The sequence below is a fragment of the Lysinibacillus louembei genome, from assembly GCF_033880585.1.
Classification (GTDB): domain Bacteria; phylum Bacillota; class Bacilli; order Bacillales_A; family Planococcaceae; genus Metasolibacillus; species Metasolibacillus louembei.
In genome coordinates this window covers 2,809,384-2,833,559 of sequence record NZ_CP137624.1, presented here as the reverse complement: position 1 = coordinate 2,833,559, position 24,176 = coordinate 2,809,384, and the positions used below count along the sequence as shown (strand labels likewise).

Annotated in this window: 26 protein-coding genes; 8 read left to right on the top strand and 18 right to left on the bottom strand. The window is 39.8% G+C overall.

Annotated features, from left to right (window positions below; genetic code table 11):
- Positions 1-30: 30 nt before the first annotated feature.
- The 7 genes from R6U77_RS14090 to R6U77_RS14060 all read right to left on the bottom strand — a co-directional run bounded on the left by R6U77_RS14090 (position 31) and on the right by R6U77_RS14060 (position 9,714).
- Complete coding sequence (locus R6U77_RS14090) at positions 31-1,572, bottom strand: 2-isopropylmalate synthase (RefSeq protein ID WP_319836112.1); 1,542 nt, start codon at positions 1,570-1,572, stop codon at positions 31-33.
- A gap of 2 nt (positions 1,573-1,574) precedes the next feature.
- A complete protein-coding gene (ilvC, locus tag R6U77_RS14085) occupies positions 1,575-2,588 on the bottom strand; it encodes a ketol-acid reductoisomerase (RefSeq protein ID WP_319836111.1) in 1,014 nt (337 codons plus the stop codon).
- A 51-nt stretch (positions 2,589-2,639) separates the two neighbouring features.
- Positions 2,640-3,155 carry an acetolactate synthase small subunit gene (gene ilvN / locus R6U77_RS14080; protein WP_319836110.1) on the bottom strand — a complete coding sequence of 172 codons (516 nt, stop codon included), beginning with the start codon at positions 3,153-3,155 and terminating at the stop codon, positions 2,640-2,642.
- Positions 3,152-4,906: a biosynthetic-type acetolactate synthase large subunit gene (gene ilvB / locus R6U77_RS14075; RefSeq protein ID WP_293920425.1), complete on the bottom strand. Its 1,755-nt coding sequence runs from the start codon at positions 4,904-4,906 to the stop codon at positions 3,152-3,154. Before ilvB ends, ilvN begins: the two co-directional genes overlap by 4 nt.
- Positions 4,907-5,297: 391 nt before the next feature.
- Positions 5,298-6,968 (bottom strand): dihydroxy-acid dehydratase, encoded by a 1,671-nt coding sequence (gene ilvD / locus R6U77_RS14070; RefSeq protein WP_319836109.1) that lies wholly within the window; start codon positions 6,966-6,968, stop codon positions 5,298-5,300.
- A 263-nt stretch (positions 6,969-7,231) separates the two neighbouring features.
- Positions 7,232-8,548, bottom strand: a complete 1,317-nt coding sequence (locus R6U77_RS14065; protein WP_319836108.1) for a D-arabinono-1,4-lactone oxidase — start codon at positions 8,546-8,548, stop codon at positions 7,232-7,234.
- Positions 8,536-9,714 (bottom strand): alanine racemase, encoded by a 1,179-nt coding sequence (locus tag R6U77_RS14060; RefSeq protein ID WP_319836107.1) that lies wholly within the window; start codon positions 9,712-9,714, stop codon positions 8,536-8,538. Before R6U77_RS14060 ends, R6U77_RS14065 begins: the two co-directional genes overlap by 13 nt.
- A 378-nt stretch (positions 9,715-10,092) precedes the next feature.
- Between R6U77_RS14060 and R6U77_RS14055 the strand changes: the two genes are divergently transcribed.
- Positions 10,093-10,635 (top strand): cysteine hydrolase family protein, encoded by a 543-nt coding sequence (locus R6U77_RS14055; RefSeq protein ID WP_319836106.1) that lies wholly within the window; start codon positions 10,093-10,095, stop codon positions 10,633-10,635.
- A gap of 85 nt (positions 10,636-10,720) precedes the next feature.
- Positions 10,721-10,978 carry a GlsB/YeaQ/YmgE family stress response membrane protein gene (locus tag R6U77_RS14050; protein ID WP_293920432.1) on the top strand — a complete coding sequence of 86 codons (258 nt, stop codon included), beginning with the start codon at positions 10,721-10,723 and terminating at the stop codon, positions 10,976-10,978.
- 44 nt (positions 10,979-11,022) lie between these two features.
- Here R6U77_RS14050 and R6U77_RS14045 read toward each other — a convergent pair whose 3' ends face one another.
- Positions 11,023-11,733, bottom strand: a complete 711-nt coding sequence (locus R6U77_RS14045; protein ID WP_319836105.1) for a lytic transglycosylase domain-containing protein — start codon at positions 11,731-11,733, stop codon at positions 11,023-11,025.
- A gap of 164 nt (positions 11,734-11,897) precedes the next feature.
- On the opposite strand from R6U77_RS14045, the gene mscL reads away from it, so the two are divergent.
- From mscL to R6U77_RS14025, 4 genes are all read left to right on the top strand, one after another.
- Positions 11,898-12,278 carry a large conductance mechanosensitive channel protein MscL gene (mscL, locus tag R6U77_RS14040; protein ID WP_293920435.1) on the top strand — a complete coding sequence of 127 codons (381 nt, stop codon included), beginning with the start codon at positions 11,898-11,900 and terminating at the stop codon, positions 12,276-12,278.
- A gap of 154 nt (positions 12,279-12,432) precedes the next feature.
- The gene (locus tag R6U77_RS14035; protein ID WP_319836104.1) at positions 12,433-13,548 is read left to right on the top strand and encodes a methionine biosynthesis PLP-dependent protein; all 1,116 of its coding nucleotides are present in this window, start codon (positions 12,433-12,435) and stop codon (positions 13,546-13,548) included.
- Positions 13,548-14,705: an aminotransferase class I/II-fold pyridoxal phosphate-dependent enzyme gene (locus R6U77_RS14030; protein WP_319836103.1), complete on the top strand. Its 1,158-nt coding sequence runs from the start codon at positions 13,548-13,550 to the stop codon at positions 14,703-14,705. The genes R6U77_RS14035 and R6U77_RS14030 overlap by 1 nt, the downstream gene beginning before the upstream one ends.
- Positions 14,706-14,770: 65 nt before the next feature.
- Positions 14,771-15,580, top strand: a complete 810-nt coding sequence (locus R6U77_RS14025) for a nuclease-related domain-containing protein (protein ID WP_319836102.1) — start codon at positions 14,771-14,773, stop codon at positions 15,578-15,580.
- 126 nt (positions 15,581-15,706) lie between these two features.
- Here the strand turns inward: R6U77_RS14025 and R6U77_RS14020 are convergent, their stop codons facing one another.
- From R6U77_RS14020 to R6U77_RS14005, 4 genes are all read right to left on the bottom strand, one after another.
- Positions 15,707-16,315 (bottom strand): SCO family protein, encoded by a 609-nt coding sequence (locus R6U77_RS14020; protein ID WP_319836101.1) that lies wholly within the window; start codon positions 16,313-16,315, stop codon positions 15,707-15,709.
- A 110-nt stretch (positions 16,316-16,425) separates the two neighbouring features.
- Entirely contained in the window at positions 16,426-16,554 is a 129-nt protein-coding gene (locus R6U77_RS14015) for a YvrJ family protein (protein ID WP_293920442.1), read from the bottom strand.
- Positions 16,555-16,622: 68 nt separating this feature from the next.
- Positions 16,623-16,841 carry a DUF2922 domain-containing protein gene (locus R6U77_RS14010; protein ID WP_319836100.1) on the bottom strand — a complete coding sequence of 73 codons (219 nt, stop codon included), beginning with the start codon at positions 16,839-16,841 and terminating at the stop codon, positions 16,623-16,625.
- Between the two features lie 20 nt (positions 16,842-16,861).
- A complete protein-coding gene (locus tag R6U77_RS14005) occupies positions 16,862-17,080 on the bottom strand; it encodes a DUF1659 domain-containing protein (RefSeq protein ID WP_319836099.1) in 219 nt (72 codons plus the stop codon).
- A 131-nt stretch (positions 17,081-17,211) separates the two neighbouring features.
- Between R6U77_RS14005 and R6U77_RS14000 the strand changes: the two genes are divergently transcribed.
- On the top strand, positions 17,212-17,637 hold the full coding sequence (locus tag R6U77_RS14000; RefSeq protein WP_319836098.1) for a DUF2621 domain-containing protein: 426 nt from the start codon (positions 17,212-17,214) through the stop codon (positions 17,635-17,637).
- A 40-nt stretch (positions 17,638-17,677) separates the two neighbouring features.
- On the opposite strand, the gene R6U77_RS13995 is transcribed toward R6U77_RS14000, so the two are convergent.
- From R6U77_RS13995 to rarD, 4 genes are all read right to left on the bottom strand, one after another.
- A complete protein-coding gene (locus R6U77_RS13995; RefSeq protein ID WP_293920447.1) occupies positions 17,678-18,160 on the bottom strand; it encodes a CcdC family protein in 483 nt (160 codons plus the stop codon).
- 23 nt (positions 18,161-18,183) lie between these two features.
- Positions 18,184-18,543, bottom strand: a complete 360-nt coding sequence (locus R6U77_RS13990; protein ID WP_293920450.1) for a response regulator — start codon at positions 18,541-18,543, stop codon at positions 18,184-18,186.
- An 18-nt stretch (positions 18,544-18,561) separates the two neighbouring features.
- Complete coding sequence (locus R6U77_RS13985; protein WP_319836097.1) at positions 18,562-19,272, bottom strand: cytochrome c biogenesis CcdA family protein; 711 nt, start codon at positions 19,270-19,272, stop codon at positions 18,562-18,564.
- A 112-nt stretch (positions 19,273-19,384) separates the two neighbouring features.
- Positions 19,385-20,290: an EamA family transporter RarD gene (gene rarD, locus R6U77_RS13980; RefSeq protein WP_319836096.1), complete on the bottom strand. Its 906-nt coding sequence runs from the start codon at positions 20,288-20,290 to the stop codon at positions 19,385-19,387.
- A gap of 217 nt (positions 20,291-20,507) precedes the next feature.
- On the opposite strand from rarD, the gene R6U77_RS13975 reads away from it, so the two are divergent.
- Entirely contained in the window at positions 20,508-21,353 is an 846-nt protein-coding gene (locus R6U77_RS13975) for an MBL fold metallo-hydrolase (protein ID WP_319836095.1), read from the top strand.
- A gap of 36 nt (positions 21,354-21,389) precedes the next feature.
- Here R6U77_RS13975 and R6U77_RS13970 read toward each other — a convergent pair whose 3' ends face one another.
- Together R6U77_RS13970 and R6U77_RS13965 are read right to left on the bottom strand one after the other, a co-directional pair.
- Positions 21,390-22,211 (bottom strand): GNAT family N-acetyltransferase, encoded by an 822-nt coding sequence (locus R6U77_RS13970; protein WP_319836094.1) that lies wholly within the window; start codon positions 22,209-22,211, stop codon positions 21,390-21,392.
- A gap of 192 nt (positions 22,212-22,403) precedes the next feature.
- Complete coding sequence (locus R6U77_RS13965) at positions 22,404-24,176, bottom strand: ABC transporter ATP-binding protein (RefSeq protein ID WP_319836093.1); 1,773 nt, start codon at positions 24,174-24,176, stop codon at positions 22,404-22,406.

The window sequence follows — 24,176 nt, the reverse complement described above, 5'->3', positions numbered from 1 at the left end:
TGATCACAACTGCCCGCAAAAGTTTTCGCTTTATACGGTTGGTTGTTGTGCGCGAATGCTTGCTTGAATTAGTTGGCGATTAATTGCATTTAAATATGCTTTGGCAGATGCTTCTAACACATCCTGCGCTGCATCACGGCCTGTTGTTGTATAGCCGTTGTAGCGTAAATTAATAACTGCTTCCCCTAAAGCATCGCGCCCTTTGCCAACAGATGTGACACGATAATCTAAAATATTGACTGTCCCACCGACTAATTGCTCCAATGTGTTGAAAATCGCCTCCACTGAACCTGCTCCTGTTGAAGCGGCTGTTGCAACATTACCAGTTGGTGTAGCGACAGCCGCAGTGGCTGTTGGAATATTTTCTGTGCCATATTGCACTTGTACACTTTTTAGCTCATATAGCGGTACATCTTCAATCAACACTTGTTGCTCTGTTAATAACGTCACTAAATCGTCTTCTGTAATTTCTTTTTTACGATCAGCTAATTTTTTGAACTCAGCGAATGCCTTGTTTAGCTTTTCATCTGATAAATCATAGCCCATTTTCACTGCACGGTCGCGGAATGCTGCGCGCCCTGAGTGCTTGCCTAATACTAACGGCACTTCATCCTCACCGATTAATGCTGGTGAAATGATTTCGTATGTTTCAGGGTTTTTCAGTACACCGTCTTGGTGAATGCCTGATTCATGTGCAAAGGCATTGCGACCTACAATAGCTTTATTTGGCTGAATGACAACGCCTGTTAAACGGCTTACGAGCTGTGAGGTACGTTTAATTTCTTTTAAATTCAAGCCTGTTTCGAATGGATAAATATCTTTGCGAATATGTAGCGCTACGCCGATTTCCTCTAATGAAGCGTTACCTGCACGCTCCCCGATACCATTAATCGTACATTCCACTTGATCTGCACCGTTTTCTACCGCCGCAATCGAATTGGCTGTTGCCATTCCTAAATCATCATGGCAATGTGCAGAAAATTTGACTTGATCTGCGCCACGCACATTTTCGCGTAAATATTTGAATAATGCTCCATACTCTTGTGGCGATGCATAGCCAACCGTATCAGGCACGTTGATTGTAGTTGCACCTGCTGCGATGACCTCACCGATAATTTTCACAAGGAAATCTCGATCGGAGCGGAAGCCATCCTCTGCTGACCATTGCACAAGCGGGAAAAGCTTCTTAGCATATTTCACTGCTTCCACTGCTTGTTCTACTACTTGCTCAGGAGATTTTTTTAACTTGTATTCCATATGAATTGGCGATGTTGCTAAAAACACATGGATATGTGGTTGCTCTGCTACTTTGATTGCTTCCCATGTCGCGTCAATATCTTTTTGCACACAGCGCGCCAAACCTGTTACAATCGAATTTTTTACCGTTTTAGCAATGCGGTTGACCGCATCAAAGTCACCGGGAGAAGAAGCAGGAAAGCCTGCTTCTATAATTGTGACCCCTAAACGCTCTAATTGTTTCGCAATTTCAATTTTTTCCGCTGTGTTTAAGTTAATTCCTGCTGACTGCTCTCCATCTCGCAGCGTCGTATCAAAAATATCAATTTTGCGCACGATTATTTCACCACTACCTTCTCTTTACCTGCTTGAATGAATGGCATCATCGCACGCAGCTTGCGACCGACTTCTTCGATTTGGTGGTTGGCACCAGCTTCTTTATATTTTGTATAACGTGGACGACCTGTTTCGTTTTCTTTAATCCAGTCTTTTGCGAATGTGCCATCTTGAATATCTGTTAATACAGCTTTCATGTTGGCTTTTACATCATCAGTAATGATGCGTGGACCTGTTACATAGTCGCCCCACTCCGCTGTATCAGATACTGAATAGCGCATTGTTTCCATACCGCCTTCAAACATTAGATCAACGATTAGCTTTAATTCGTGCAATGTTTCGAAGTAAGCTAATTCCGGTTGGTAGCCCGCTTCCACTAATGTTTCAAAGCCTGCTTGCACTAACGCTGTTGCGCCACCGCAAAGAACTGCTTGCTCACCGAATAAGTCTGTTACTGTTTCTTCAGCAAATGTTGTTTCTAGTAAACCGCCACGCGCAGAGCCGATACCTTTACCGTATGCAAGTGCTAAATCTTTCGCTTGACCTGTTGCATCTTGGTGAATAGCGAATAAGCCTGGTACACCAGCACCTTCTGTATATTGACGACGCACTAAGTGACCTGGGCCCTTTGGTGCTACTAAGAATACGTCTACATCAGCAGGCGGTGTAATTTGACCGAAGTGGATGTTGAAGCCATGTGCGAACATTAGCGCCTTACCAGCTGTTAAATGTGGTGCGATTTCTGCTTCATATACCGCTTTTTGACGCTCATCTGGTAATAAAATTTGGATGATATCAGCTGCTTCTGCTGCTTCTGCAACTGACATTACTGCTACGCCATCTTCCTTTGCTTGGTCGAATGATTTACCTGGACGAACGCCTACAACTACATCGAAACCAGATTCCTTTAAGTTTAACGCGTGTGCATGACCTTGTGAGCCATAGCCGATAATTGCGATTTTTTTACCTTTTAATACTGAATCATTGATATCTTGCTCATAATACATTTTTGACATGGGAAATTCCTCCTGAAAGTTGAATGTTTTTTTATATGCTAAACTATTTTGTTATTTCAAAATAGAGAGCTGCGGTGCTTCTGTTTTTTGAATTTCACGTACTGCGGCTGTTGCCCCTGTACGCGTTAGCTCTTTAATGCCATATGGGCGAATTAGCTCAATAAAGGCATCGATTTTTTCTGGATGGCCAATGACTTGATATGTCACAACATTTTTTGCTGTATCTACTACTTGTGGACGGAATGGCTCAACAATTGCATTTAATTCTGCCCGCAAATTGGCTGGCGAAATGACCTTTACTAGCGCAAGCTCACGTACGATAATCGATTTGTCTGTAATGTCATTCACTTTTAAGACATCGATTTGCTTCGATAGCTGCTTAATAAGCTGTTCGATTTTATTTTCGTCCTCCACATGTACGACAAATGTCATTTTTGAAAAGTTTGGCTGCTCTGTATGCCCTACTGTAATGGATTCAATATTGAATTGGCGCTTCATCAAAAGTCCTGTGATGCGATTTAACACGCCACTTTGGTTAATTACTGTTACCGTGATAACACGTCTCATGCCTTCTTCACTCCAATCATTTCATGCAGCCCTGTTCCTGGTGCTACCATCGGGTATACATTTTCAATTTGCTTGACGCGACAATCAATAAGTGCTGGCGCATCTGAGTTAATCGCCTCTGTGAAAATACGCTCAGCTTCCTCTAGTGTGTCAATGCGATAGCCTTGAATGCCATAAGCATCTGCTAGCTTAACGAAATCTGGCTGGATAGGCATTAATGAAGAAGAATAGCGCTCCTCATAAAATGTTTGCTGCCACTGACGCACCATGCCTAAGCAGCTATTATTTAAAATGACAATTTTTACAGGCAAATCGAATTCTTTTAATAGTGAAAGCTCCTGTGCTGTCATTTGGAAGCCTGCATCGCCACAAATAGCAATAACCTTTTTGTCAGGCTTCGCAAACTGTGCCCCAATTGCTGCTGGGAAGCCAAAGCCCATCGTTCCAAGTCCACCAGATGTAATCCAGCTATGCCCATTGTTTAAAGCATAATATTGTGCTGCCCACATTTGATGCTGTCCAACATCTGTTGTAACAATGGCATCGCCATCTGTAATGCGGTGAATCATTTCAATTGCTTGCTGTGGCAATACTTCCTCGCCAGCTTCCTCGTACCATAATGGATATTCTTTTCTATTGTTGTTTAAATACGCAATCCATTGTGCTGTGTCTGGTGCGTCAAAATCCTTTTTCAATAATGCCTTCAATGCTTCCTTTGCATCCGCTACAATCGGAATGTCTGTTGGTACATTTTTACCGATTTCAGCAGGGTCGATGTCAATATGGATAATCGTTGCATTTGGTGCAAATGTCGCTAAGTTTCCTGTTAGTCGATCATCGAAGCGAGCACCGATATTAATTAATAAATCGGCATTTGTAATCGCATCGTTCGCCGTAAATGTACCGTGCATCCCAGCCATTCCATAAAATAGCTCATGCTGACCGTGAATGCTGCCTAAGCCAAGCAATGTATTAATAATTGGCAAATTATACTTTTCTATAAATTCAGTTAATTGTTCGCGTGCATCTGCAAAAAGTACACCCGCCCCAGCTAATACGATGGGCTTTTTCGCCTGTGAAATTGCTTGAATAGCCTTTTGAATTTGTAAATAATTTGGCTGGTATGTCGGTTGATAACCTGGTAAATAAATTTCTTTGGGCGCTTCTGGCATATCACCCTCTGTAAAAATAGCCTGTGATACATTTTTCGGGAAGTCGATAACAACCGGCCCTTTGCGTCCTGTATTGGCGATATGGAACGCCTCTTTGACGATGCGCGGAATATCGCGAATATCCTGCACTTGGTAATTATGCTTGGTAATCGGTGTTGTAATGCCCATAATGTCCGCTTCTTGGAAGGCGTCTGTGCCGATAACAGATGTCGCAACTTGCCCTGTGAAAATAACAAGGGGCAATGAATCAATCATTGCATCTGCAATGCCTGTCACTAAGTTTGTTGCGCCTGGTCCGCTCGTTGCGATAACAACGCCTGGTCGATTCGTGACACGTGCATAGCCTTCTGCTGCATGAATTGCACCTTGCTCATGTCGTGTTAAAATATGACGAATCGGGTTGCGATACATCGCATCATAAATTTGTAATACAGCACCACCTGGATAGCCAAAGACGATCTCAACGCCTTGGTCATGTAATGCTTGAATTAAGATGTCTGCACCATCTTTTGGTTTTTTGATTTGTTCAACTTGCGTTTCTTGCTGCCCCATGTCGCTTACCGAAACATTTGCTGTCATCCTCAACGCCTCCTAATTTTTGTCTCTTTACTTCAACATTCTTTTGAAATATAAAAAAGCCTTTTCCTCCGCACGCAAAAGAACACCTCTTACGTAGGGATGAAAAAGACTTTCCATGGTACCACCCTTATTTATAGCATGCTGAAACATGCTACCTCAAGAATAGTGTAAATCCCTCGCATTCCACAAAAATTGTGTGCAACTAAATGCTAGGACACTATTCATTAATAACGAGCACTTTGACTATGCCCGGAGCTATCTAATGGCAATTTCCTGCGTTTAATAGCTCACTCCGAGGGGATGTCAGAATTAGTTGTATCGTCGGCTTCCAGCAATACCGACTCTCTGGTAGATACAAATCTCTAATTCCTTTAACCTCATCAACGATTTATCATATTTTCATAACGCCGCCCTGAGAAGCATTTGTTACTAATGCTGAATAACGTGCTAACCAGCCTCGCTTAATTTTTGGTTCAAATGGTTGTAATGTTTGTCGGCGCTCCGCTAACACTTCGTCCGACACTTGTAAATTAATTGTACGATTCGGTAAATCAATGACGATAATATCGCCATTTTCTACTAAAGCAATCGGTCCGCCTTCCGCAGCCTCTGGCGAAATATGTCCAATGGAAATACCGCGCGATGCACCTGAGAAACGCCCGTCTGTAATTAACGCGACTTTCGTTCCTAAGCCTCTACCTTGAATCGCAGAAGTTGGTGCAAGCATTTCTGGCATTCCTGGACCGCCTTTTGGTCCTTCATAGCGAATCACTACAACATGCCCTTCTCGGACTGTGCCGTTATCGATTGCGGCTTGTGCTTCTTCCTGTGAATTAAAGACGATTGCTTCACCAGTAAATTCTTTAATAGAAGGGTCTACCGCACCTACTTTAATAACAGAGCCCTCTGGCGCAATATTGCCGAATAAGACAGATAGACCTCCGACAGGTGAATATGGATTATCTTTTGTGCGAATGACTTGATCATTTGTGATATGGTCATTTTTCACAAGCTCACCCATTGTGACACCTGCAATTGTTGGACGATTTGGATGAATCGCACCTGGAATTTTCGTCAATTCATTAATAATTGCTTGTACTCCACCTGCACGATTTATATCATCCATTGAAAGGTCGCTTGCAGGCATAATTTTTGCTAAATACGGTACGCGCTCTGCGACTTTATTAATATCTTCAATGTTATAGTCGATTTCTGCTTCATTGGCAATCGCTAATGTGTGTAATACTGTATTTGTTGAGCCACCCATTGCCATGTCGAGTGCAAATGCATCGTCAATCGCTTCTTTTGTAATGATATCGCGTGGCTTGATATCTTCTTTTATCATTCGCACTAAATGGTGCGCTGCTTCCTTAATTAAACGGTGACGCTCTTCGCTTGTTGCAACGATTGTTCCGTTCCCTGGTAATGCGACACCGAGCATTTCCATTAAACAGTTCATTGAGTTCGCTGTAAACATGCCTGAGCATGAGCCACATGTTGGACATGCATTGTTTTCGATATCTAGCAGCTCTTCCGCTGACATTTTGCCAGATTTATGTGCGCCAACTCCCTCGAAAACAGATGTTAAAGAAAGTTGTTTACCGCTTGATGAAGTGCCAGCCTCCATCGGTCCACCTGATACGAAAACAGATGGGACGTTTGTGCGAACAGCTGCCATTAACATGCCTGGTGTAATTTTATCGCAGTTTGGAATGTAGAAAACTCCGTCAAACCAATGGGCATTAATAACTGTCTCAGCAGCATCTGCAATAATTTCTCGGCTTGGCAGCGAATAACGCATACCAATATGTCCCATTGCAATGCCATCATCTACACCAATTGTATTAAATTCAAATGGAATGCCACCTGCTTCGATAATTGCTTCCTTGACAACATCTGCAAACTGTCGCAAATGCACATGTCCTGGAATAATATCAATATAGGAATTACAAACACCGATAAAAGGCTTATCTAAATCTTTCGCCTTCACTTTTCCCGTAGCATATAGCAAACTACGATGAGGAGCTCGGTCGACTCCTAGCTTAATCATATCACTTCTCATTTTTTAAACGCCCCTCACGTTTTTCCATTTCAACTTGGTTATTTATTTGATTGTCGCTATCATAGTACGAAAAACAGGGCGCGTCAACAGTATTTCACTAAATTTTTTAACAATTTAAAAAAATCAAATAATTAGAAAGCGTTTTCATTGCGATAGCAATGCGATTTATTGTATTTAAATAATTTTTTCGAAATTATGACAAAATAGAGACAATTGTATTTCCACAAAGCTTCTCAAACAATTTCTATATTAAAATATGCTTTTTATTGAAAAATACGACGGAAATAAGTTGTGACAAATAGATTGTTTGGATCGTGTTCCTCTCGGATTGCTGCAAATTGATCAAATTTCGGATAATATTGACGGATGTTGTCCGCATGATAATCGTTGACCTTGCCCCAATGCGGTCGCCCATTATATTTTTTCATCAATGTACGCACCCATTCAAAATACGGTGTTTCGTTCATGCCTTTATACATATGGAAGGCTAAAAAGGCACTCTCCTCACCTTGCGTTGGGCTAAGCATTCCCTCTTCGCCTTTTGTCGTACGGCATTCAATTGGGAAATGCACATCAAATAGCCCTTGCTTTAATACTGCATGTACTTCCTCCATGCATGCCTCAAATTGCTGCAATGGGATTGCATATTCCGTTTCAACAAATTTTACACTGCGTGGTGATGGAAACATGCGATAGCTTAAATCTGTACGCTGTCCTTCTGATACAAGCTTTGCACTTAGCTTGCTAACAGATGCACTTGCCTTTGGCTGCCATTTACAAAGCTCCGAAATGACGTAAAATAAGCCGTTTTCAACAAGCTGCAAATTCGCCTCATTTAAGCGCCGCTCCCATTTATTTTGTTCCACAGGCGCAACAGCATCCATTTTTTTCACTTGAATCAAATCACTTCCCGGAAAATAAAACCACTCCACGTGCCGATGTGTGTGGATTGTTTGTTGAAAGCTTTGTAAGGCATCCATTAAATTTACTTTTTCCGATATGTAATGCAGGCTATAGAGCGGCATTACCTTAATTGTGACAGTGACTAAAATACCGAGTAAGCCAACCGATACATGCAGCGCTTCAGACAAAGTATCTGCGCCTTTTTCATGTTCAATATATTCCCCTAAACCATTTATAAAGCTCCATTTTGTCACCATGGATGAAAAGGAGCCAAGCGTCACACCTGTGCCATGCGTGCCTGTCGCAATAACTCCAGCTAATGTTTGTGCTTGAATATCACCCATATTAATTAATGCTAAATTATGTGCTGCTAACAATGGACCAATTTCATGCAAGTAAGTCCCTGCATAAAATGTTGCAGTTAAATTTTCTTGGTCAACTGCTAGTAAGCCTCGTAAATGATGCATTGTTAAAGCTGTCTCTTCAGGCATCGCTACAGGGCTAAATGAGTGCGCCGCTCCCGTTACACGTAATGTTTGATTTTTTTTCATATTAAGAATTACTTGCTGAATTTCTTCAATAGATATTGGTGCATAATAAGTTGATGGATAGGAAGTAATTTGTTGCGACCAATTCGTCCATTTTTCTCCTTGCTGCCAATTGTTTATAGAAAACATTGTTGCTCACCTCGATATGTTAATATAGGGCCTTCATATGTGTCGCCACGTGTAGTATGCAAAACAGAGAATCGCTCACATAACTCACCAGCCTTTGCATGGCGCAAATAAACTGTGTCTCCAATTTTTAACGAACCAGTCGGATCGATAAAAGGCGTTTGTACTTCACCTGCTCCTTCTAATGGGAGCAATTGATACCGTACATTTAAAAATACAGGTGCACGGTCTTCCCCAATGGCACCTGATGCAATATAGCCACCACCTTGACAAACGAATGTATGGTCGTCAAATTGACGCGTGACACGTAGCGCAAAACCAACTGCTGGCTGCAATTGTAAGCTATCATAATGATCGAAAAGCGCAGAGGCAAAAAAGGCAGAGCCTACTGTCACCTCCGTAATTTCCTTCTGGGCACATGTATAAGCAATGCTTCCTGAGCCCCCGCCATTAACAAAAGCAAGCGGTGCTACTGATTTCACATGTGCTACTGCTAGCCGGCGAAAGGACGTTATTTTATTAACCGATTGCTTTTTCAAGCGACGAATAAGCATCCCTTTTGTTCGTACCTTTGCAGAAGTTGCATGCGTTAAATCAGGAACGCCCGCTAATTGTGCCTCATAGCCCATCACCGCATGGATGCGAACGTTCGGCAATTGAGCAATGGCGTCCGTTAAGTTTTTTAATTTTTGTAGCGTATCAAGCGGCGAACGCTTTGAACCGAAATAAATCCATTTATAATCTGTTGACACATTTATATCAATGCAAATATTGGCGGTCGTTTGCAAGGCTGCCGCATAGCTTTGTAATAGCTGTGCTTGCTCAATGGCATCGACCATAAATGTAATATCTTTACCTTCCTTATTATAAGTGAGCAGTTTTTTAATTGAATTTTCTTCAACTGTTGGATAGCCGAGCAAAATGTTATCTAAGCCTTGCTCGATTAAATATACGCTTTCCGCAGCAGTAAATGTCATAAAACCAGCACAATGGTGCAACTTTTCTTGCACGTATTTTAATACACCTACAGAACGAATTGACTTTGTTGCAATTCTAACAGGCTTTGTTGCAAGACAATTAACAAAATCGATATTTTGATCAAGCGCATCAAAGTCTAGCCAAGCAAATGGGCGCTCCATGTGCTGAAAAGCCTTTTCAAATTTCTCCATTAAATTCATCCCCCTTCTCCACTTACATTCTATTTTAATGGAGAAAATTCCTACTAAATAAAAAAGATGATGAAAAGCTACAATAATTATCGCTTTTCATCAACCTTTTTATCATCTGAAGAATACAAAATCAGCCGCTACATTTAACAGTATTACTGTATGAACGAATGCAAATAATAATCCTTGACGATCTAGTTTTTTCATTAATTTTACATCCATTTTCATCACTCCGTTACTTTTCTTTTATTATACATCAAACATATTAATTTGGCAAAATATTTAGAATAATCAAAATACAATTATCTCCTGTTATAAAATTTACATCTGTCATGACAGATGGCATAATAATAGAAAAGTATTTTGGGGAGGCTATTCAAATTGACAAAAGCATTGCTAGTAATTGATTATACGTACGATTTTGTTGCCGCTGATGGCAAGCTTACATGTGGTGAGCCAGGGCAACAAATTGAAGGAAAAATCGTTGAACTTATCGAGCGTTTTTTAACAAATGGGGATGTCGTTATTTTTGCAAATGATATTCATTATGAGGGCGATACATTCCATCCTGAAACGAAGCTATTTCCCCCACATAATATTGCGGGAACCGTGGGACGTGAGCTTTACGGTGAAGTGAAAGCCATCTATGAAGCAAATCAAGAAAAATGCATTTCATTTGATAAAACGCGTTATAGTGCCTTTGCAGGAACAAATTTAGCAATTTTACTGCGCGAGCGCAACATCCAAGAAGTTCATTTAACTGGGGTTTGTACAGATATTTGTGTGCTGCACACAGCAGTTGATGCATACAATCTTGGCTTTGACATTGTTGTCCATCAAGAGGCGGTCGCTAGCTTCAATCCAGACGGGCATATATGGGCATTACAGCATTTCAAAAATTCGCTTGGCGCAAAACTTTTATAAATTAAATGTTTAAATCCTGTGGAATTTGGTTATAACTAAGTAGGCGCTATTATAACTTTAATGATCACAAAGGAGATGAACATCTATGATTAGCTTTATTTGGTTTCTGATTATTGGCGGTCTGTTAGGATGGCTCGCAGGGGTTATTTTAGGAAAAGACGTCCCTGGAGGCGTGATTGGTAATATTATTGCAGGTATTATTGGTTCTTGGATTGGCAGTATGGTTCTCGGTAATTGGGGTTGGAAAGTTTCTGACTTCTATGTTTTCCCAGCGCTCATCGGGGCCATTATTTTAATATTTATTGTAAGCTTTATCATGAAATCTATGCGTAAAGCAACATAAATAAAAGTCGCTGTTCGAAAAGATATTATCTTTTCGGACAGCTTTTACTTTTTAGCATTTGCCTCCTGTAGTGCAACTCGCTCTAGCTCCTCGCTATGCTCACGGTATTGCTTATAATAAAATAAAATATCCTCTACGTATTGTGCACTATGATTATATTGGTAAATCGCTTTTTTTAATTCCCCTTTTGCCACGCCCGCCTTTGCTAAAAAGTTTGCAGCGGAGTAAATCGCATCCTCGATGTCATATGGATCTGCAATGCCATCATTATTGGCATCAACACCGTAGCCACCATATTTTTTAATCATTTTCGGATTCATTTTCTCTTCTTTTGTTATTTCTCCTTGTCCTAAGCCTGTACAAGTTGGGTGCTTCCAGCCGACAAAGGTACAAGGCATAAATTGCATATGTCCTTCTGCACCGACTGGAGATACAAGTGTCGACATCGTTGAAAAACGTGTTTCTACGCGATGATGTGCAGCAAGCAATGTCCAAGGAACACCATATTTTTCCTCAGCAGCTAAGTAGATTGGAATATACTCCATAGGAATATCTAAGTCGAAATTTGGTGGTACTTGAGATGCTTCCTCTTCTTCAACCGTTGCTTGAAAAGTTGGGATTAGCTGCAGCTCTTTCCATGCTAAATAGACAAAAAAATAAACTGTTATCGCAACAGGTACTAACAGCACAATAATCCATATTTGAATTTTTTGAGAAAGAAGTGGATCTTTCTTGCCCTTGTTCTTTTTTGCCATATGCGCACCCCATTATTTCAATCGTTTAATTACCATATATTTATTATCGAAATAAAATAGATTTTGTTTAATCAATGATATTATCCTATTTCATTTATCACTTTTGTCCGCTACAATAAAAAAGTAGAGCACAAACTTATATATTTTAAAAGGAGCATTATATTATGTGGAAAGACTTTAAAGAATTTGCGATGCGCGGCAATGTGATTGATTTAGCAGTTGCTGTAGTTATCGGTGCAGCATTTGGGAAAATCGTTTCATCATTAGTTGATGATATTATTATGCCATTAATCGGTATATTAACAGGCGGTATTGACCTTTCAAAAAGCTTTGCATTCGGTATTGGTGATGCACAAATAAAAATTGGTGCGTTTTTACAATCAATTATCGATTTCACGTTAATTGCCTTTGCTATTTTCATGGCAATTCGTATCATGAATAAGCTAAGCAAGAAAAAAGAAGAGGCTATTGAGGAAAAAGCACCAGAAGTGGATTCAAAGGAAGAGCTTTTGAAAGAAATTCGCGATTTATTAAAAGAGAAATAAGGATAGACAGAAATGACGAAAACAGCTTTGTTTTCGTTTTTTTGTTGCTTAATTCAGAGAAAAGCTATTGATACGATAGAATATAAATGATAAATTTGTTTAATAGTCAAAACATTCTTGTTTTGCGAAATATAATGATAGAAAGAGTGAGTTTATGACAAAGCAGCGTATTGAAACAACATTAGTACAATTAGGAAATCATAGCGATCCAAAAACAGGGGCTGTCAACCCACCTGTTCATTTTTCAACAGCCTATAAACACGATGGCATCGGCAAATCGACAGGCTACGATTATACACGTACTAAAAACCCAACCCGCACGATTTTAGAAGAAGGTATCGCAAAGCTTGAAGGTGGCGATGCAGGCTTTGCTTGTAGCTCAGGTATGGCAGCGATTCAGCTCGTATTATCATTATTTAAACCAAATGATGAACTCATTTTACCAGAAGATTTATACGGTGGCACATACCGCCTATTAAAAACGTATTCAGACAACTACAATATTAAACCTGTCTATGCAACATTTACATCAGTCGAGGAAGTTAAAGCATTAATCACTGACAACACACGTGCATTATTTATTGAAACACCAACAAACCCATTAATGCAGGAAATTGATTTAGTGGCATACGCAGCAGTTGCAAAGGAGCATAACTTACTATTAATCGTAGACAATACATTCTACACACCTTATTTCCAACGTCCAATTGAGCTTGGCGCAGATATCGTCCTTCATAGTGCGACAAAATATATCGGTGGACATAATGACGTATTAGCTGGACTTGTTGTTGCAAAAGGACAGGAGCTATGCGAACGCTTAGGCTTTATCCATAATGGTGTCGGTATGACATTAGGACCGCTTGATGCATGGCTATTAATTCGTGGTTTAAAAACATTGCATTTACGCTTAAAGCAGCACGATGCTAATGCAAAGCAAGTTGCAGCATATTTAGAGCAGGAGCCTCTTGTAACCGATGTATTATATACAGGAAAAGGCGGCATGCTGTCATTCCGTGTCAAGGATGAAGCGATGGTTGACCCATTCCTACAAAATATTAAGCTCATTACATTTGCGGAAAGCCTTGGTGGTGTAGAGAGCTTTATCACATATCCTGCAACGCAAACACATGCGGATATTCCATATGAAGAGCGCGTAGCACGCGGTGTTTGTAATCGACTGCTTCGCTTCTCTGTTGGTGTAGAGGAAGCCGAGGATTTAATCGAGGATTTACAACAAGTATTTGACTTGCTGCGAAAGGAAGGGTTTTAATGACAAACCTTGAAACAGCGCTTATCCATGGCGCAATTCGTGAAGGCTATGCGGATAAAAAAGGTGCAGTCAATGTGCCGATGTATTTATCCTCTACCTTCCATCAAGAATCAATTGATGAATTTGGCGAATTCGATTATGCGCGTTCAGGCAACCCAACACGTGATGCGTTAGAGCGTGCGATTGCTGAGCTTGAAGGCGGTGACCGTGGATTTGCCTTCGCAACAGGGATGGCAGCTGTCACTGCTTGTTTAATGCTATTGTCAAAAGGCGACCATATCGTTATTACAGAGGATGTGTATGGTGGCACGTATCGCTTTGTCACAAAGGTGTTACCACGCTTTGGCATTACGCATACATTCGTTGATTTTTCCAATTTAGCAGCGGTACGTGCGGCGGTTAAACCTGAAACGAAGCTACTCTATATCGAAACGCCATCTAACCCAACGCTCGGTATTACAGATATTCGTGCAGTTGCAGCTATCGCAAAGGAACATGGTGCATTATCGTTTTTAGATAATACGTTTATGACACCGTTACACCAACGTCCATTAGAATTAGGTGTGGATATCGTCATCCATAGTGCAACGAAGTTTTTATCGGGACATTCTGATATTGTCGCAGGCCTTGCAGTAACAAAAACGCCTGAGTTAAGCAACCAGCTATACTTTATCCAAAACTCGTTCGGCTCTGTGCTGGGCGTGCAAGATAGCTATACATTAATTCAAAATATGAAAACGACAGCGGTGCGCTTTAATGAATCAAGTCGTGTCGCTATGAAAATTGCACAATATTTACAAGCACACCCACTTGTTGAAAAAGTGTACTATCCAGGGTTAGAAACGCATCCAGGCTACGCTATTCATGCGGCACAAAGCACATCTGCTGGTGCAGTGTTATCGTTCACACTACCTAACTACGAAGTAGCAAAAAAATTCGCTAGTGCGATGCAAATTCCAGTCTTTGCAGTCAGCCTTGGTGGTGTAGAATCGATTTTATCGTACCCAGCAAAAATGAGCCATGCTGCTATGGAGCCTGAGGAACGCATTAAGCGCGGCATTACAGACGGACTATTCCGCTTCTCTGTTGGCTTAGAAAATGAAGACGATTTACTTGCAGATTTTGCACAGGCTTTAGAAAAAGCAGGACAAGAATAAGATGAAAAGGCATGCTTTTGCGGCGTGCCTTTCTTTTGGTATACTGAAATAGGAGGTGATTTTATTTGAAGCTTCAACAGCTTGAAGCCATTATGAGAAGGCTGCATGAGCTTCATCCAGATTATTTGCATTTGAAGGAGCAGCTAGCCATGATGAATGCTGGCATTGCTGGTGAGAACGAGGTGCAATTCTATTTACGGGAGCTTGCTATGCCGCATCGGATTATTCGCAATTTTTCCTTTCTGAATGCACAGCAGCAACGCCATGAAATTGATTTTATTATCATTTTTCCTTCATTGATTGTATGCTTTGAAGTGAAAAATATGACGGGCACCTTGCAGTTTGATATGGAAACCTCACAATTGTTATGTATGCGTGCCGGCGTGACAGAGCGCTTTCCAAACCCGATTGAGCAATTAAACCGCCATTTGCGCGCGCTCTCCTTTTTATTCCCCACTATTCCTATTTGCGGTGCTGTTGTCATTGCGAATCGCCGGGCTATTATTACAAGCAAGCCTCACGATTTTCCTATTTTTCACGCAGATTATGTAACAAGCTTTATTGCGAAAAAATTAATGCAGTACCAAGAGCCTGTAATGGATATCGAGAACATTTACAATAATCTGATGTCCCTACATTCCCCTAAAAAAGAGCAATATACTTTTACATTCATGCGATTAAAACGTGGTGTTTTTTGTGAAAGATGCACTTTGCACATGGTAAATTCCTTTGTTTGCGCTGCCGTTTTCAAGATAAATACGCTTATTTTCAAGCATTATATGATTTCCGTTTGCTTGTTGACACGACAATTACCAATCAGCAGTTTTCTTGGCTGTGCGATATTTCATCGAGATATGCAGCGAAACGGCTATTAAAGATTTTACCTATGCTGAAAAAGGGAGGACATTCTTATTATGAAATTCCTGAGCAGATTCTTACCATGAAGCCCGACTAAAGTAGTTTCGCCCATTAAAAAACTGTCGGGACGAATCCCGACAGTTTTATTTCGCTTGCTCTTCAATTAGTGTTTCTAAATCAATTGCAATTGTGTCATAAGAAACACCTTCTTCTGTTTCTGTGTAGCCTGAGTAGTTTTTCACGGCTGTTCCTGTTGCGTCTACTAAATAAAATGTATTCATATGTGTGATTTGGTCTTCTCCTTCAACTTTTTTAATGAATGTTTTAAAGGAATTTAAACCAAATTGTTCGATGAATTTTTGGTCGTAGCCTGTGACAAGCTGCCATTTTGATTCATCTGCTACACCATAGCGATCTAAATATGCCCCTAATACTTCAGGTGTGTCATTTTCAGGGTCAACAGAAAAAGCGACGATATTATAATCTTCTACTCCCTGCTCAACTAAGCGATCTTGGATTTCAGCCATATTGTTTGTCATTGGTGAACAAATTGTTTTACAGTTTGTGAAAATAAACATTGCAAGCCATGGTTTGCCTTTTAAATCTGCTAAAGATAGTTCTTCACCATGCTGGTTTGTTGCTGTAAAATCATTTACTTCATAAGATATTGTCGGTTTAAATTTATAATTGCTACATGCTCCTAAAATTACTGTAAATAGCATTAGCAATATAAACAAATTTCTTTTTTTCATTCTATATCTCGCTCCACTCTGTTATCATTAAGTCCATCTTAACGAATTCGGAAAGCGAATACAATAGCTCTAGCTATGAAGACTTTCTGACGAATTTGTGAAGCCTTTTTTCACAAGTGTTTAATGGTTGTTAGCACCTCATGAATTGCATCGAGCTTGCTTTCAATGCGAGACAATAAATAAAATGAGACAAGGATTGGAAAGCCTATATCTTGAATCAAAGTTACCCATTGCTCCATTTGTAGTCCCCCCCTCTTTGATAAAAAAATTACCCAGAAAGCATATGCTCACTGGGCAATTTGCCATATTACATAATGTTAAATTCTTTTACATTACGGCTAATGAGGCGTGCCGCCTTTTTTGCGACAATGCTTGCTTCATCGCGTTTAAAGACATTTTGTGTAACAATGGTCTCCATCACTGCTGCAACTTCAGCGTCTGTCAAATTTTCTCGCGGTTCCATAACAGATAAAGTCAATGATTTTTCATTTGCTAATTGAAAAATTAACTGCAATGTGTTTGTCATCCACATCCTCCCCCTTTCTTTTATTGTTGAATGCGTTGCTTATCCAAGCGTGTAATCGCTGCTAAAGGATAAACGGTTAAACTTGCTAATGCTGATGCAACAGCTGCCAGTTGCGCTGGTGTAGCAGCTGCTTCAATATTGCGATATGAAGCAGTTTTATAAAGTTTTTTCCCTTCTGCGCTTCTACCAACTTCAAACTGGAGCGTCATTGTTGCTTGCTCAAATTCGTATGCTGCCATCTTCCTTCCCCCCTTTCACTTACTTATATAGTGCTGACAAAGAAGAAAAGGGACAGTGTGAAAACATTTCGAGTGCTAAATATATGAAAAGCTTTTATAATAGAAAAAGAGATTGTAAAGAGGTGAATGATTTGCTGAATAGCTGGTTTTTATTATTTATCGTTTTTTGGGTCGTTGTCATGATAAGCTTGCTTGCAATTGGCGGCTTTTTCATGTTCCGCAAATTTTTAAAGCGCATGCCTAAAAATGACGGTAAATCCGACTTAGATTGGCAAGAATATTATTTAGATAAAACAATTCATTTGTGGGGAGATGAGGCAAAAGCTTTATTGAACGAGCTAACATCCCCTGTTCCTGAGCTTTTCCGTCAAGTTGCAAAGGAAAAAATTGCTGGGAAAATTGGTGAGCTTGCTCTCAAGGAGCATGCCACAACAATTGACCAAGACATCCTTATTCGTGGCTATATTATCGCTACACCAAAACGTGATCATAAATTTTTGCGTAAAAAGCTAGATGAATTGAAAATTGATATCACACCTTATGAACACTTGTTTTAATACAGAAAAAGGCTATGGAGCGCATCTCCATAGCCTTTTCTTATACTGTCTTCTCCAATTTTTTAAACTGCCATAGCATTGCGATGCGCCACGGTACAAGCATGGCGAATGCTAAAATCCAGAACATGCCGCCTAATTCACCAATGTCTAAGCTGTTCGAAAAAATCAATTTTAAAACGATTCGAAATACAAGCAAACCAACTAAAATAAAGAAAAATGCCTTTGAACGTTTTAGAAAAATAGCGCCCTCTCGCACTTCAAATTTCGATGTGGCGATTAAGACAGTTGAAAAAATTAAACCGATAGCTGTTGCCTCTACAATTTGTAAGGGGGCAACACGAAATTCCTCAAAAATAAACATTAGTGCTCCTGTTGACATAGCAATCGGTGGAATAATGATTTTCCGTGCATTCACAGGTTTTTTTTGTGCACGCATGCGGACAAACATGACAAATGTCCCCATAATAATTGCCATAACAGTTGAACCGATTAATAAATATTGAGAGGGGATAGTATTAAGCATTGTGTCCCTCCTGCTTTCTTCAATTAACTAAATAATGTATCCACAATTCGCTTTAATTCCTCTGGTTTAAAAGGCTTTACAATGAAATCCTTTACGCCATAGGTTAGCGCCTCTTTAATATGCCGCTGTTGTCCTAATGCGGTAATCATCACTATTTTTGCATTGGGAAACTCGCTCATAATGTGCTTTGATGCCTCTAAACCTGTCATCACAGGCATCGTTAAATCCATCGTTACGATATCTGGCTGCAATTCTCGAAAAAGTGCTACCGCCTTTTTGCCATTCGAAGCTTGGGCAACAACGGTAAAGCCCCACTCTTCAAACAATTTACTAATAAATGCACGCATAAACAAAGCGTCATCTACGACCATAACTGTTGGCATAGCACTCCTCCTCTCTACTTAAAATCCTGTGAATCCGCCAAATAGCCCTGAGAAGATACGAATAATGTAATCTAAACCATTAAAGAACAATAAAATTCCGACAGCAATCATAATATAGCCGCCAACTTTGACGATTTTTTGGCTATTGCGGCGAATCCAAGTTAATCTTGTTACAAAGAATGATAACACAAAGAACGGGATTGCAAAACCAAAATAATAGGCGAGCATATACCACATGCTAGATCCAGGCTGTGTACTAGCTAATGCGACAATCGCAGCTAAAATTGGCCCTGAGCATGGTGTCCACCCTGCTGCAAAGGCTAAACCGATAACAGCTGAACCAAAATAGCCAGATGGGCGATTTTTAAATTTAACTTTGTGATCTTTCATTAAAAAATCAATTTGTAGCCAGCCAACAATCAGCAAACCGAATAAGACAATTAAAATGGCTCCAACTTGACGTAATAAATCTCGATATTGATGGAAAAATTCCTCCACGAATGATATCCCGAAGCCAAGTACAATAAATATAATCGAGAAGCCGACTAAAAAGCTTAACGTATGTAAAATGGCTCTTCGTTGCATCATTCCTTTTTCTTTTGTCAATTCATCAAAGCTCATGCCCGTTATGTACGATAAAAATGCTGGATACAGCGGCAACGTACATGGCGAAATAAAGCTTAAAAAGCCTGCCCCAAAGGCTAACAATATATTTATATCTGTATTCATATTCCTTTTCGCTCCCTTACTGTCATACATTCATCCTATCAAATTGTACGGGAAAATGCGCTTGTTTCAACTGTGAAAGTTTTATGGCAAAAAGGTGAAATCATTTTTCATCTTATGCTAATTTCTGCTTCCTCACGAGCTGTTCGCGCAATGTTGAAATGGAGAAAATGGCAAGTGCCAACCAAATAATTGAAAATGCTAGTAGCTCTACTTTCGTAAACGGCTCTTTATATAAAATAACACCTATAATGAGCATCATTGTTGGTGCAATATATTGTAAAAAACCGATTAAATAAAGTGGAATGCGCTGCGCACCTTTTGCAAAACAAATTAACGGAATGGCTGTGGCAATCCCACTTGCCATTAATAACAAATTTGTCGACCAATTGTCATGTAAAAAGGAAGCATTCCCTTGCTGGAATAAATAGGCATAAACAACAATCGCAATGGGCAATGTAAATAATGTTTCAATTGTTAATCCACGCAGTGCATCCAACACAATTCTTTTTTTCAGCACACCATAAATAGCAAAAGTCAAAGCTAAGCATAGGGCAATCCACGGTAAGCGTCCGTAATTGAGCGTCATGACCATTACTCCAATGAAAGCAATCATAACGGCAAATAGCTGCATACGAGACAATCTTTCCTTGAAAAAAAGCACCCCAAATAACACAGAAAATAGTGGATTAATATAATAGCCAAGGCTCGTTTCTAGCATTTGATTGCTATTCACTGCATAAATAAATATGTACCAATTGACCGCAATCATAAATGATGCTGCAATCAATGAAATGAATTGCTTCTTATGCTGCCATAAATAATGTAAATCTTGAAAAAGCGCTTTCCTCTGTCCGATAAATAAAATCGCCAACATAGTAAAAATAAATGACCAAATCACACGTCCTACTAATACTTCCATGCTATTTACATGCTCTAGTAACTTCCAAAAAAGCGGTAAAAACCCCCACATCGCATACGATAAAAATGTATAAAGTATGCCTTTTCTCTCTTCGCTCATCTCAAGCATCTCCTCTTCCCTAACCTATACATATCATAGCATAAAGCGAGATGATAAATGTTATTGTTTGAAAAGGAAAAAAACGGTATACTTTACTTTAGTAAATAGAGGAGGTACAAGTCCAATGGTAAAAAAATAATATAGAGAAAATTTTCAAATCGACATGTAAATTTTCTCTTTCATCAACTAAATAGGTAAACATAGAGGAGAATTTAACATGTTAACTAAATTAAGCGAGACGATTTATTATTTAGCCAATCAAGATGAGCAGGAGCGACCGACACTAGGTTTAGTATGTGGTGAGCAATATAGTCTTGTGATTGATGCTGGCAATTCGCCACAGCATGCAAAGGAATTTTTACAAGAAATTGCAAAACTGCAGGTGCCACCGATTAAATATGTAGTGCTTACACATGCACATTGGGATCATTTTCTTGGTATGAATGAATTTGATGCTATTACAATCGTCAACCACCAAACAAGCGAGCTGTTAAAAGAATGGCAAAGCTACGAGTTTGACGACCATTCACTACAAACATATGTCAATGCACAGCAAATAAGTGCTAAATGTATGGAGATTATACAAGCTGACATACCAAATCAAGATAGCTTCCAATTGAGGACACCTGACATCATCTTTGAACATACATTAACAATTGATTTAGGCAATAAAATTTGCGGCATTGAACAAATCAAAAGCACGCATACGAACGATTCGACAATTGTCTATATTCCTGATGAAAAGGTGATTTTTTTAGGGGATGCCGCATATGGCACAACGACGAATGGGCTGTTTCGTTTTAAGCAATCATTATTAATCCCAATGATAAAGGACATACAAAAGTATGGAGCCGAGCAATTCCTACTTGGTCATGAATCCATCTGTGATACAGCTGAAATGGATACGTATTGGGCGGAATTAATCACTGCAAGTCAAGCTGTCATATCCCCTTCACTTGACGATGCAATTGAGTGCTTTAAGATAGAAAATGGGCGTGAGCCGAACGACAATGAATTATTTTTCTTACAAGCGTTCGTCAATGACCACATTGTTCAAGCATAAAAACACGGATGAGCGATATGCGCTCATCCGTTTTCTTTAAAATGAAAACTCATAGCCTTTATAATTAAACGTATTGCTAAAGCCCAAGCTTTCAGCGACGGCTACAGAAGGTTTATTGCCCTCCATACAGTCCCAATATGGCACCATATGCTGCTCAAAGCAAGCTTTTACAAAACGATGCGCTGTGATTTGTGCTAATTTTTTCCCTTGATGCTCTTTCAATGTTTCAATCGTTACGCAATGGGTATTTTCCACAACAAAGGCAGAAAAACAAACACTGACAATTTCGTTGTTATAGACAATACTATAACCGATGCCTTCATTGAAAAAATGCTGTGGTGACGACCAAAACTCATCTATTTTTGCGTGTAAAAATTCTATGTTTTTGATTGCCTTATTATTATAGAGTGCCTCATCCATTTTATGTATCGTATATCCTTGTGCCAGCAACGGCTCTAGATTAGGCTGATAATCTTCCTGCTGTAAAATGTATACCCTTTGCAGCCAGCTTCCAACTTCACGCTGTGCCAATAACGATTCAATCATAGGATTCCATTCCTCATGATTGCCTACCCCTTCAAACCAAGCCAGGCCCACTTCTTTGGCTTCAGGGGCAATGACATCGTCAAGAAACGCATTGATCTCTTGATTAAATTGCTCATTATTCTCATCTCCAATAAAAATAAAACCATCATTATTGCCTAACCAAATAAGCCCCGTTGTTGGTGTACTCACATCATCGACAAAGACACGCCCTGGATTAATGCCCGCAATAATGGCTTTTGCCTCTATTTGCCCTTGTTCATTTAAAATGCTGGCACATTTATGAAAATCACTTTGCTGTAATTCTGTAATCATTATTTTTCCCCTCTTGCTATCCCTATATTAAGTAGTATAACAAATAAAATCCATAAATGGTAAAACAGATTATGCTATTCGAGCGATTTTAGCTTCTATTTGATCACTTTTACAGGTTATTCGATCACTTTTATCAGCTATTCGATCACTTCATAAAAAAACACCAAGGCAGCTACCTTGGTGTCCTCTCCTCTATAAACTCGCTATACCATTTTGCAATAAATACATTTTGTAATACAAGCCTTGCTGTGCAAGGAGCTCTTGGTGTGTGCCACGCTCCTTGATTTCTCCTTGGTGTAGCACCAAAATTTGCTCAGCATCTTGAATCGTCGATAAACGGTGCGCAATGGCAATCGTTGTGCGACCTTTTCGCATCTTCTCTAAAGACTGCTGAATCGCCACTTCCGTTTCAGTATCGATTGCTGCCGTTGCCTCATCTAGCACTAAAACTTTTGGATTTGTCGCAATCGTTCGAGCGAAGGCTAAAAGCTGGCGTTGACCACTTGAAAACGTTGAGCCTCGCTCTGTCACCTTTTGCTTATATTTATCAGGTAGCGTATTGATAAAGCGATCTGCCTGTACAAATTCAGCAGCTTTTTCAACATCGATATCCGTTATTTCTTTATTATATAAGCGGATGTTGCTGTCGATTGTGCCGTAAAATAAAAATGGATCTTGCAGCACAAGCCCTAGCTTACGGCGAATTTCCTCTTGGCTGAATGCTTTAATGGACTCACCATCAATGCAAATATCGCCTTGTTCAAATTCATAAAAGCGCATTAATAAATTAATAATCGAGCTTTTGCCGCTTCCTGTATGACCAACAAGTGCCACCGTTTCACCTGGATTGACCGTAAATGAAATATTTTTCAGCACATCCTTTTGCCCGTCATAGCTGAATGTTACATCTTTAAACTCAATGCGCCCATCAGTAATTTGCCCTGCCTTATTTTGCTGAACAGGCTCTAGCTCCTCTTCATCCAATAGCACAAATACACGCGATGCCGCTACTAAAGCTTGCTGGAAAATCGCTAAACGCTCCATCACTTGATTAATTGGCTCAAAGAAGCGATTAATATATGTGATAAACGCGTAAACAACCCCAACCTCAACTGCTGTCGTTAACGATGTTTTACCGAAATACACTAGCAGCAGTACAATTGCCGCAAAATACACTAAGTCAACTACAGGACGCAGCAATAAGCTATTTAGCTTTGTATTGTCCATCATCGCCTTAAAATGCTTGCCATTAATATCATCAAACTCATCATTAAAGCGCTTCTCTTGGCGGAATGCTTGCACGATACTCATACCAGATAACGACTCTGATAGCTTTGCATTTAATTCACTTAGCTTTTCACGCATTTCCATATAGACAAGTGAGCTATATTTGCGATATAGATAAATGATGTAAATCACGATTGGCAGTAGCACAAGCGCAAACAATGCCAGCACAGGATTCAATAAAAACATTGCTACATAGACACCGATAATTAAAAATCCTGCCTGTACGAAGCTAATCAATACGCTGACGAACATATCTTTAATCGCTTCTGTATCATTCGTTGCACGCGATACAATGGAGCCAGCTGGAACTCGGTCAAAATAACGCATACCAAGCTGATGAATTTTCGAAAATACATCGATGCGAAGCTGCTGAATAATTTTCAGTGCTAACTCTTGAAACTTCAATAATTGTAAATAGCTAATAACCACATTTAAAATTTGAATGGTCGCATAGCTAATCGCTAAAACAAGAATTGGCTTCGTTTCAAAATCGCCGAGTGCGACATGGTCATCTAAAAAGACTTTAATAATATACGGTCCGAGCACATCGCCAATGACTGTTAAAACAAGTAAAGCAAGTGCGATAACAACCGCCTTTTTATGCGGAATTAAATAGCGTAGCAAACGCTTCAAAATGGCTGCTTGCTCCTTGCGTGAAAAGGTTGTCTGCTTTTCCAT

Bases quoted from the DNA above. Each gene is read 5' to 3' on its own strand.
- ilvC (WP_319836111.1), bottom strand. From the start codon at position 2,588: ATGTCAAAAATGTATTATGAGCAAGATATCAATGATTCAGTATTAAAA.
- ilvN (WP_319836110.1), bottom strand. From the start codon at position 3,155: ATGAGACGTGTTATCACGGTAACAGTAATTAACCAAAGTGGCGTGTTA.
- ilvB (WP_293920425.1), bottom strand. From the start codon at position 4,906: ATGACAGCAAATGTTTCGGTAAGCGACATGGGGCAGCAAGAAACGCAA.
- ilvD (WP_319836109.1), bottom strand. From the start codon at position 6,968: ATGAGAAGTGATATGATTAAGCTAGGAGTCGACCGAGCTCCTCATCGT.
- R6U77_RS14065 (WP_319836108.1), bottom strand. From the start codon at position 8,548: ATGTTTTCTATAAACAATTGGCAGCAAGGAGAAAAATGGACGAATTGG.
- R6U77_RS14060 (WP_319836107.1), bottom strand. From the start codon at position 9,714: ATGGAGAAATTTGAAAAGGCTTTTCAGCACATGGAGCGCCCATTTGCT.
- R6U77_RS14050 (WP_293920432.1), top strand. From the start codon at position 10,721: ATGATTAGCTTTATTTGGTTTCTGATTATTGGCGGTCTGTTAGGATGG.
- R6U77_RS14045 (WP_319836105.1), bottom strand. From the start codon at position 11,733: ATGGCAAAAAAGAACAAGGGCAAGAAAGATCCACTTCTTTCTCAAAAA.
- mscL (WP_293920435.1), top strand. From the start codon at position 11,898: ATGTGGAAAGACTTTAAAGAATTTGCGATGCGCGGCAATGTGATTGAT.
- R6U77_RS14035 (WP_319836104.1), top strand. From the start codon at position 12,433: ATGACAAAGCAGCGTATTGAAACAACATTAGTACAATTAGGAAATCAT.
- R6U77_RS14030 (WP_319836103.1), top strand. From the start codon at position 13,548: ATGACAAACCTTGAAACAGCGCTTATCCATGGCGCAATTCGTGAAGGC.
- R6U77_RS14020 (WP_319836101.1), bottom strand. From the start codon at position 16,315: ATGAAAAAAAGAAATTTGTTTATATTGCTAATGCTATTTACAGTAATT.
- R6U77_RS14015 (WP_293920442.1), bottom strand. From the start codon at position 16,554: ATGGAGCAATGGGTAACTTTGATTCAAGATATAGGCTTTCCAATCCTT.
- R6U77_RS14010 (WP_319836100.1), bottom strand. From the start codon at position 16,841: ATGACAAACACATTGCAGTTAATTTTTCAATTAGCAAATGAAAAATCA.
- R6U77_RS14005 (WP_319836099.1), bottom strand. From the start codon at position 17,080: ATGGCAGCATACGAATTTGAGCAAGCAACAATGACGCTCCAGTTTGAA.
- R6U77_RS13995 (WP_293920447.1), bottom strand. From the start codon at position 18,160: ATGCTTAATACTATCCCCTCTCAATATTTATTAATCGGTTCAACTGTT.
- R6U77_RS13990 (WP_293920450.1), bottom strand. From the start codon at position 18,543: ATGCCAACAGTTATGGTCGTAGATGACGCTTTGTTTATGCGTGCATTT.
- R6U77_RS13985 (WP_319836097.1), bottom strand. From the start codon at position 19,272: ATGAATACAGATATAAATATATTGTTAGCCTTTGGGGCAGGCTTTTTA.
- rarD (WP_319836096.1), bottom strand. From the start codon at position 20,290: ATGAGCGAAGAGAGAAAAGGCATACTTTATACATTTTTATCGTATGCG.
- R6U77_RS13975 (WP_319836095.1), top strand. From the start codon at position 20,508: ATGTTAACTAAATTAAGCGAGACGATTTATTATTTAGCCAATCAAGAT.
- R6U77_RS13970 (WP_319836094.1), bottom strand. From the start codon at position 22,211: ATGATTACAGAATTACAGCAAAGTGATTTTCATAAATGTGCCAGCATT.
- R6U77_RS13965 (WP_319836093.1), bottom strand. From the start codon at position 24,176: ATGGAAAAGCAGACAACCTTTTCACGCAAGGAGCAAGCAGCCATTTTG.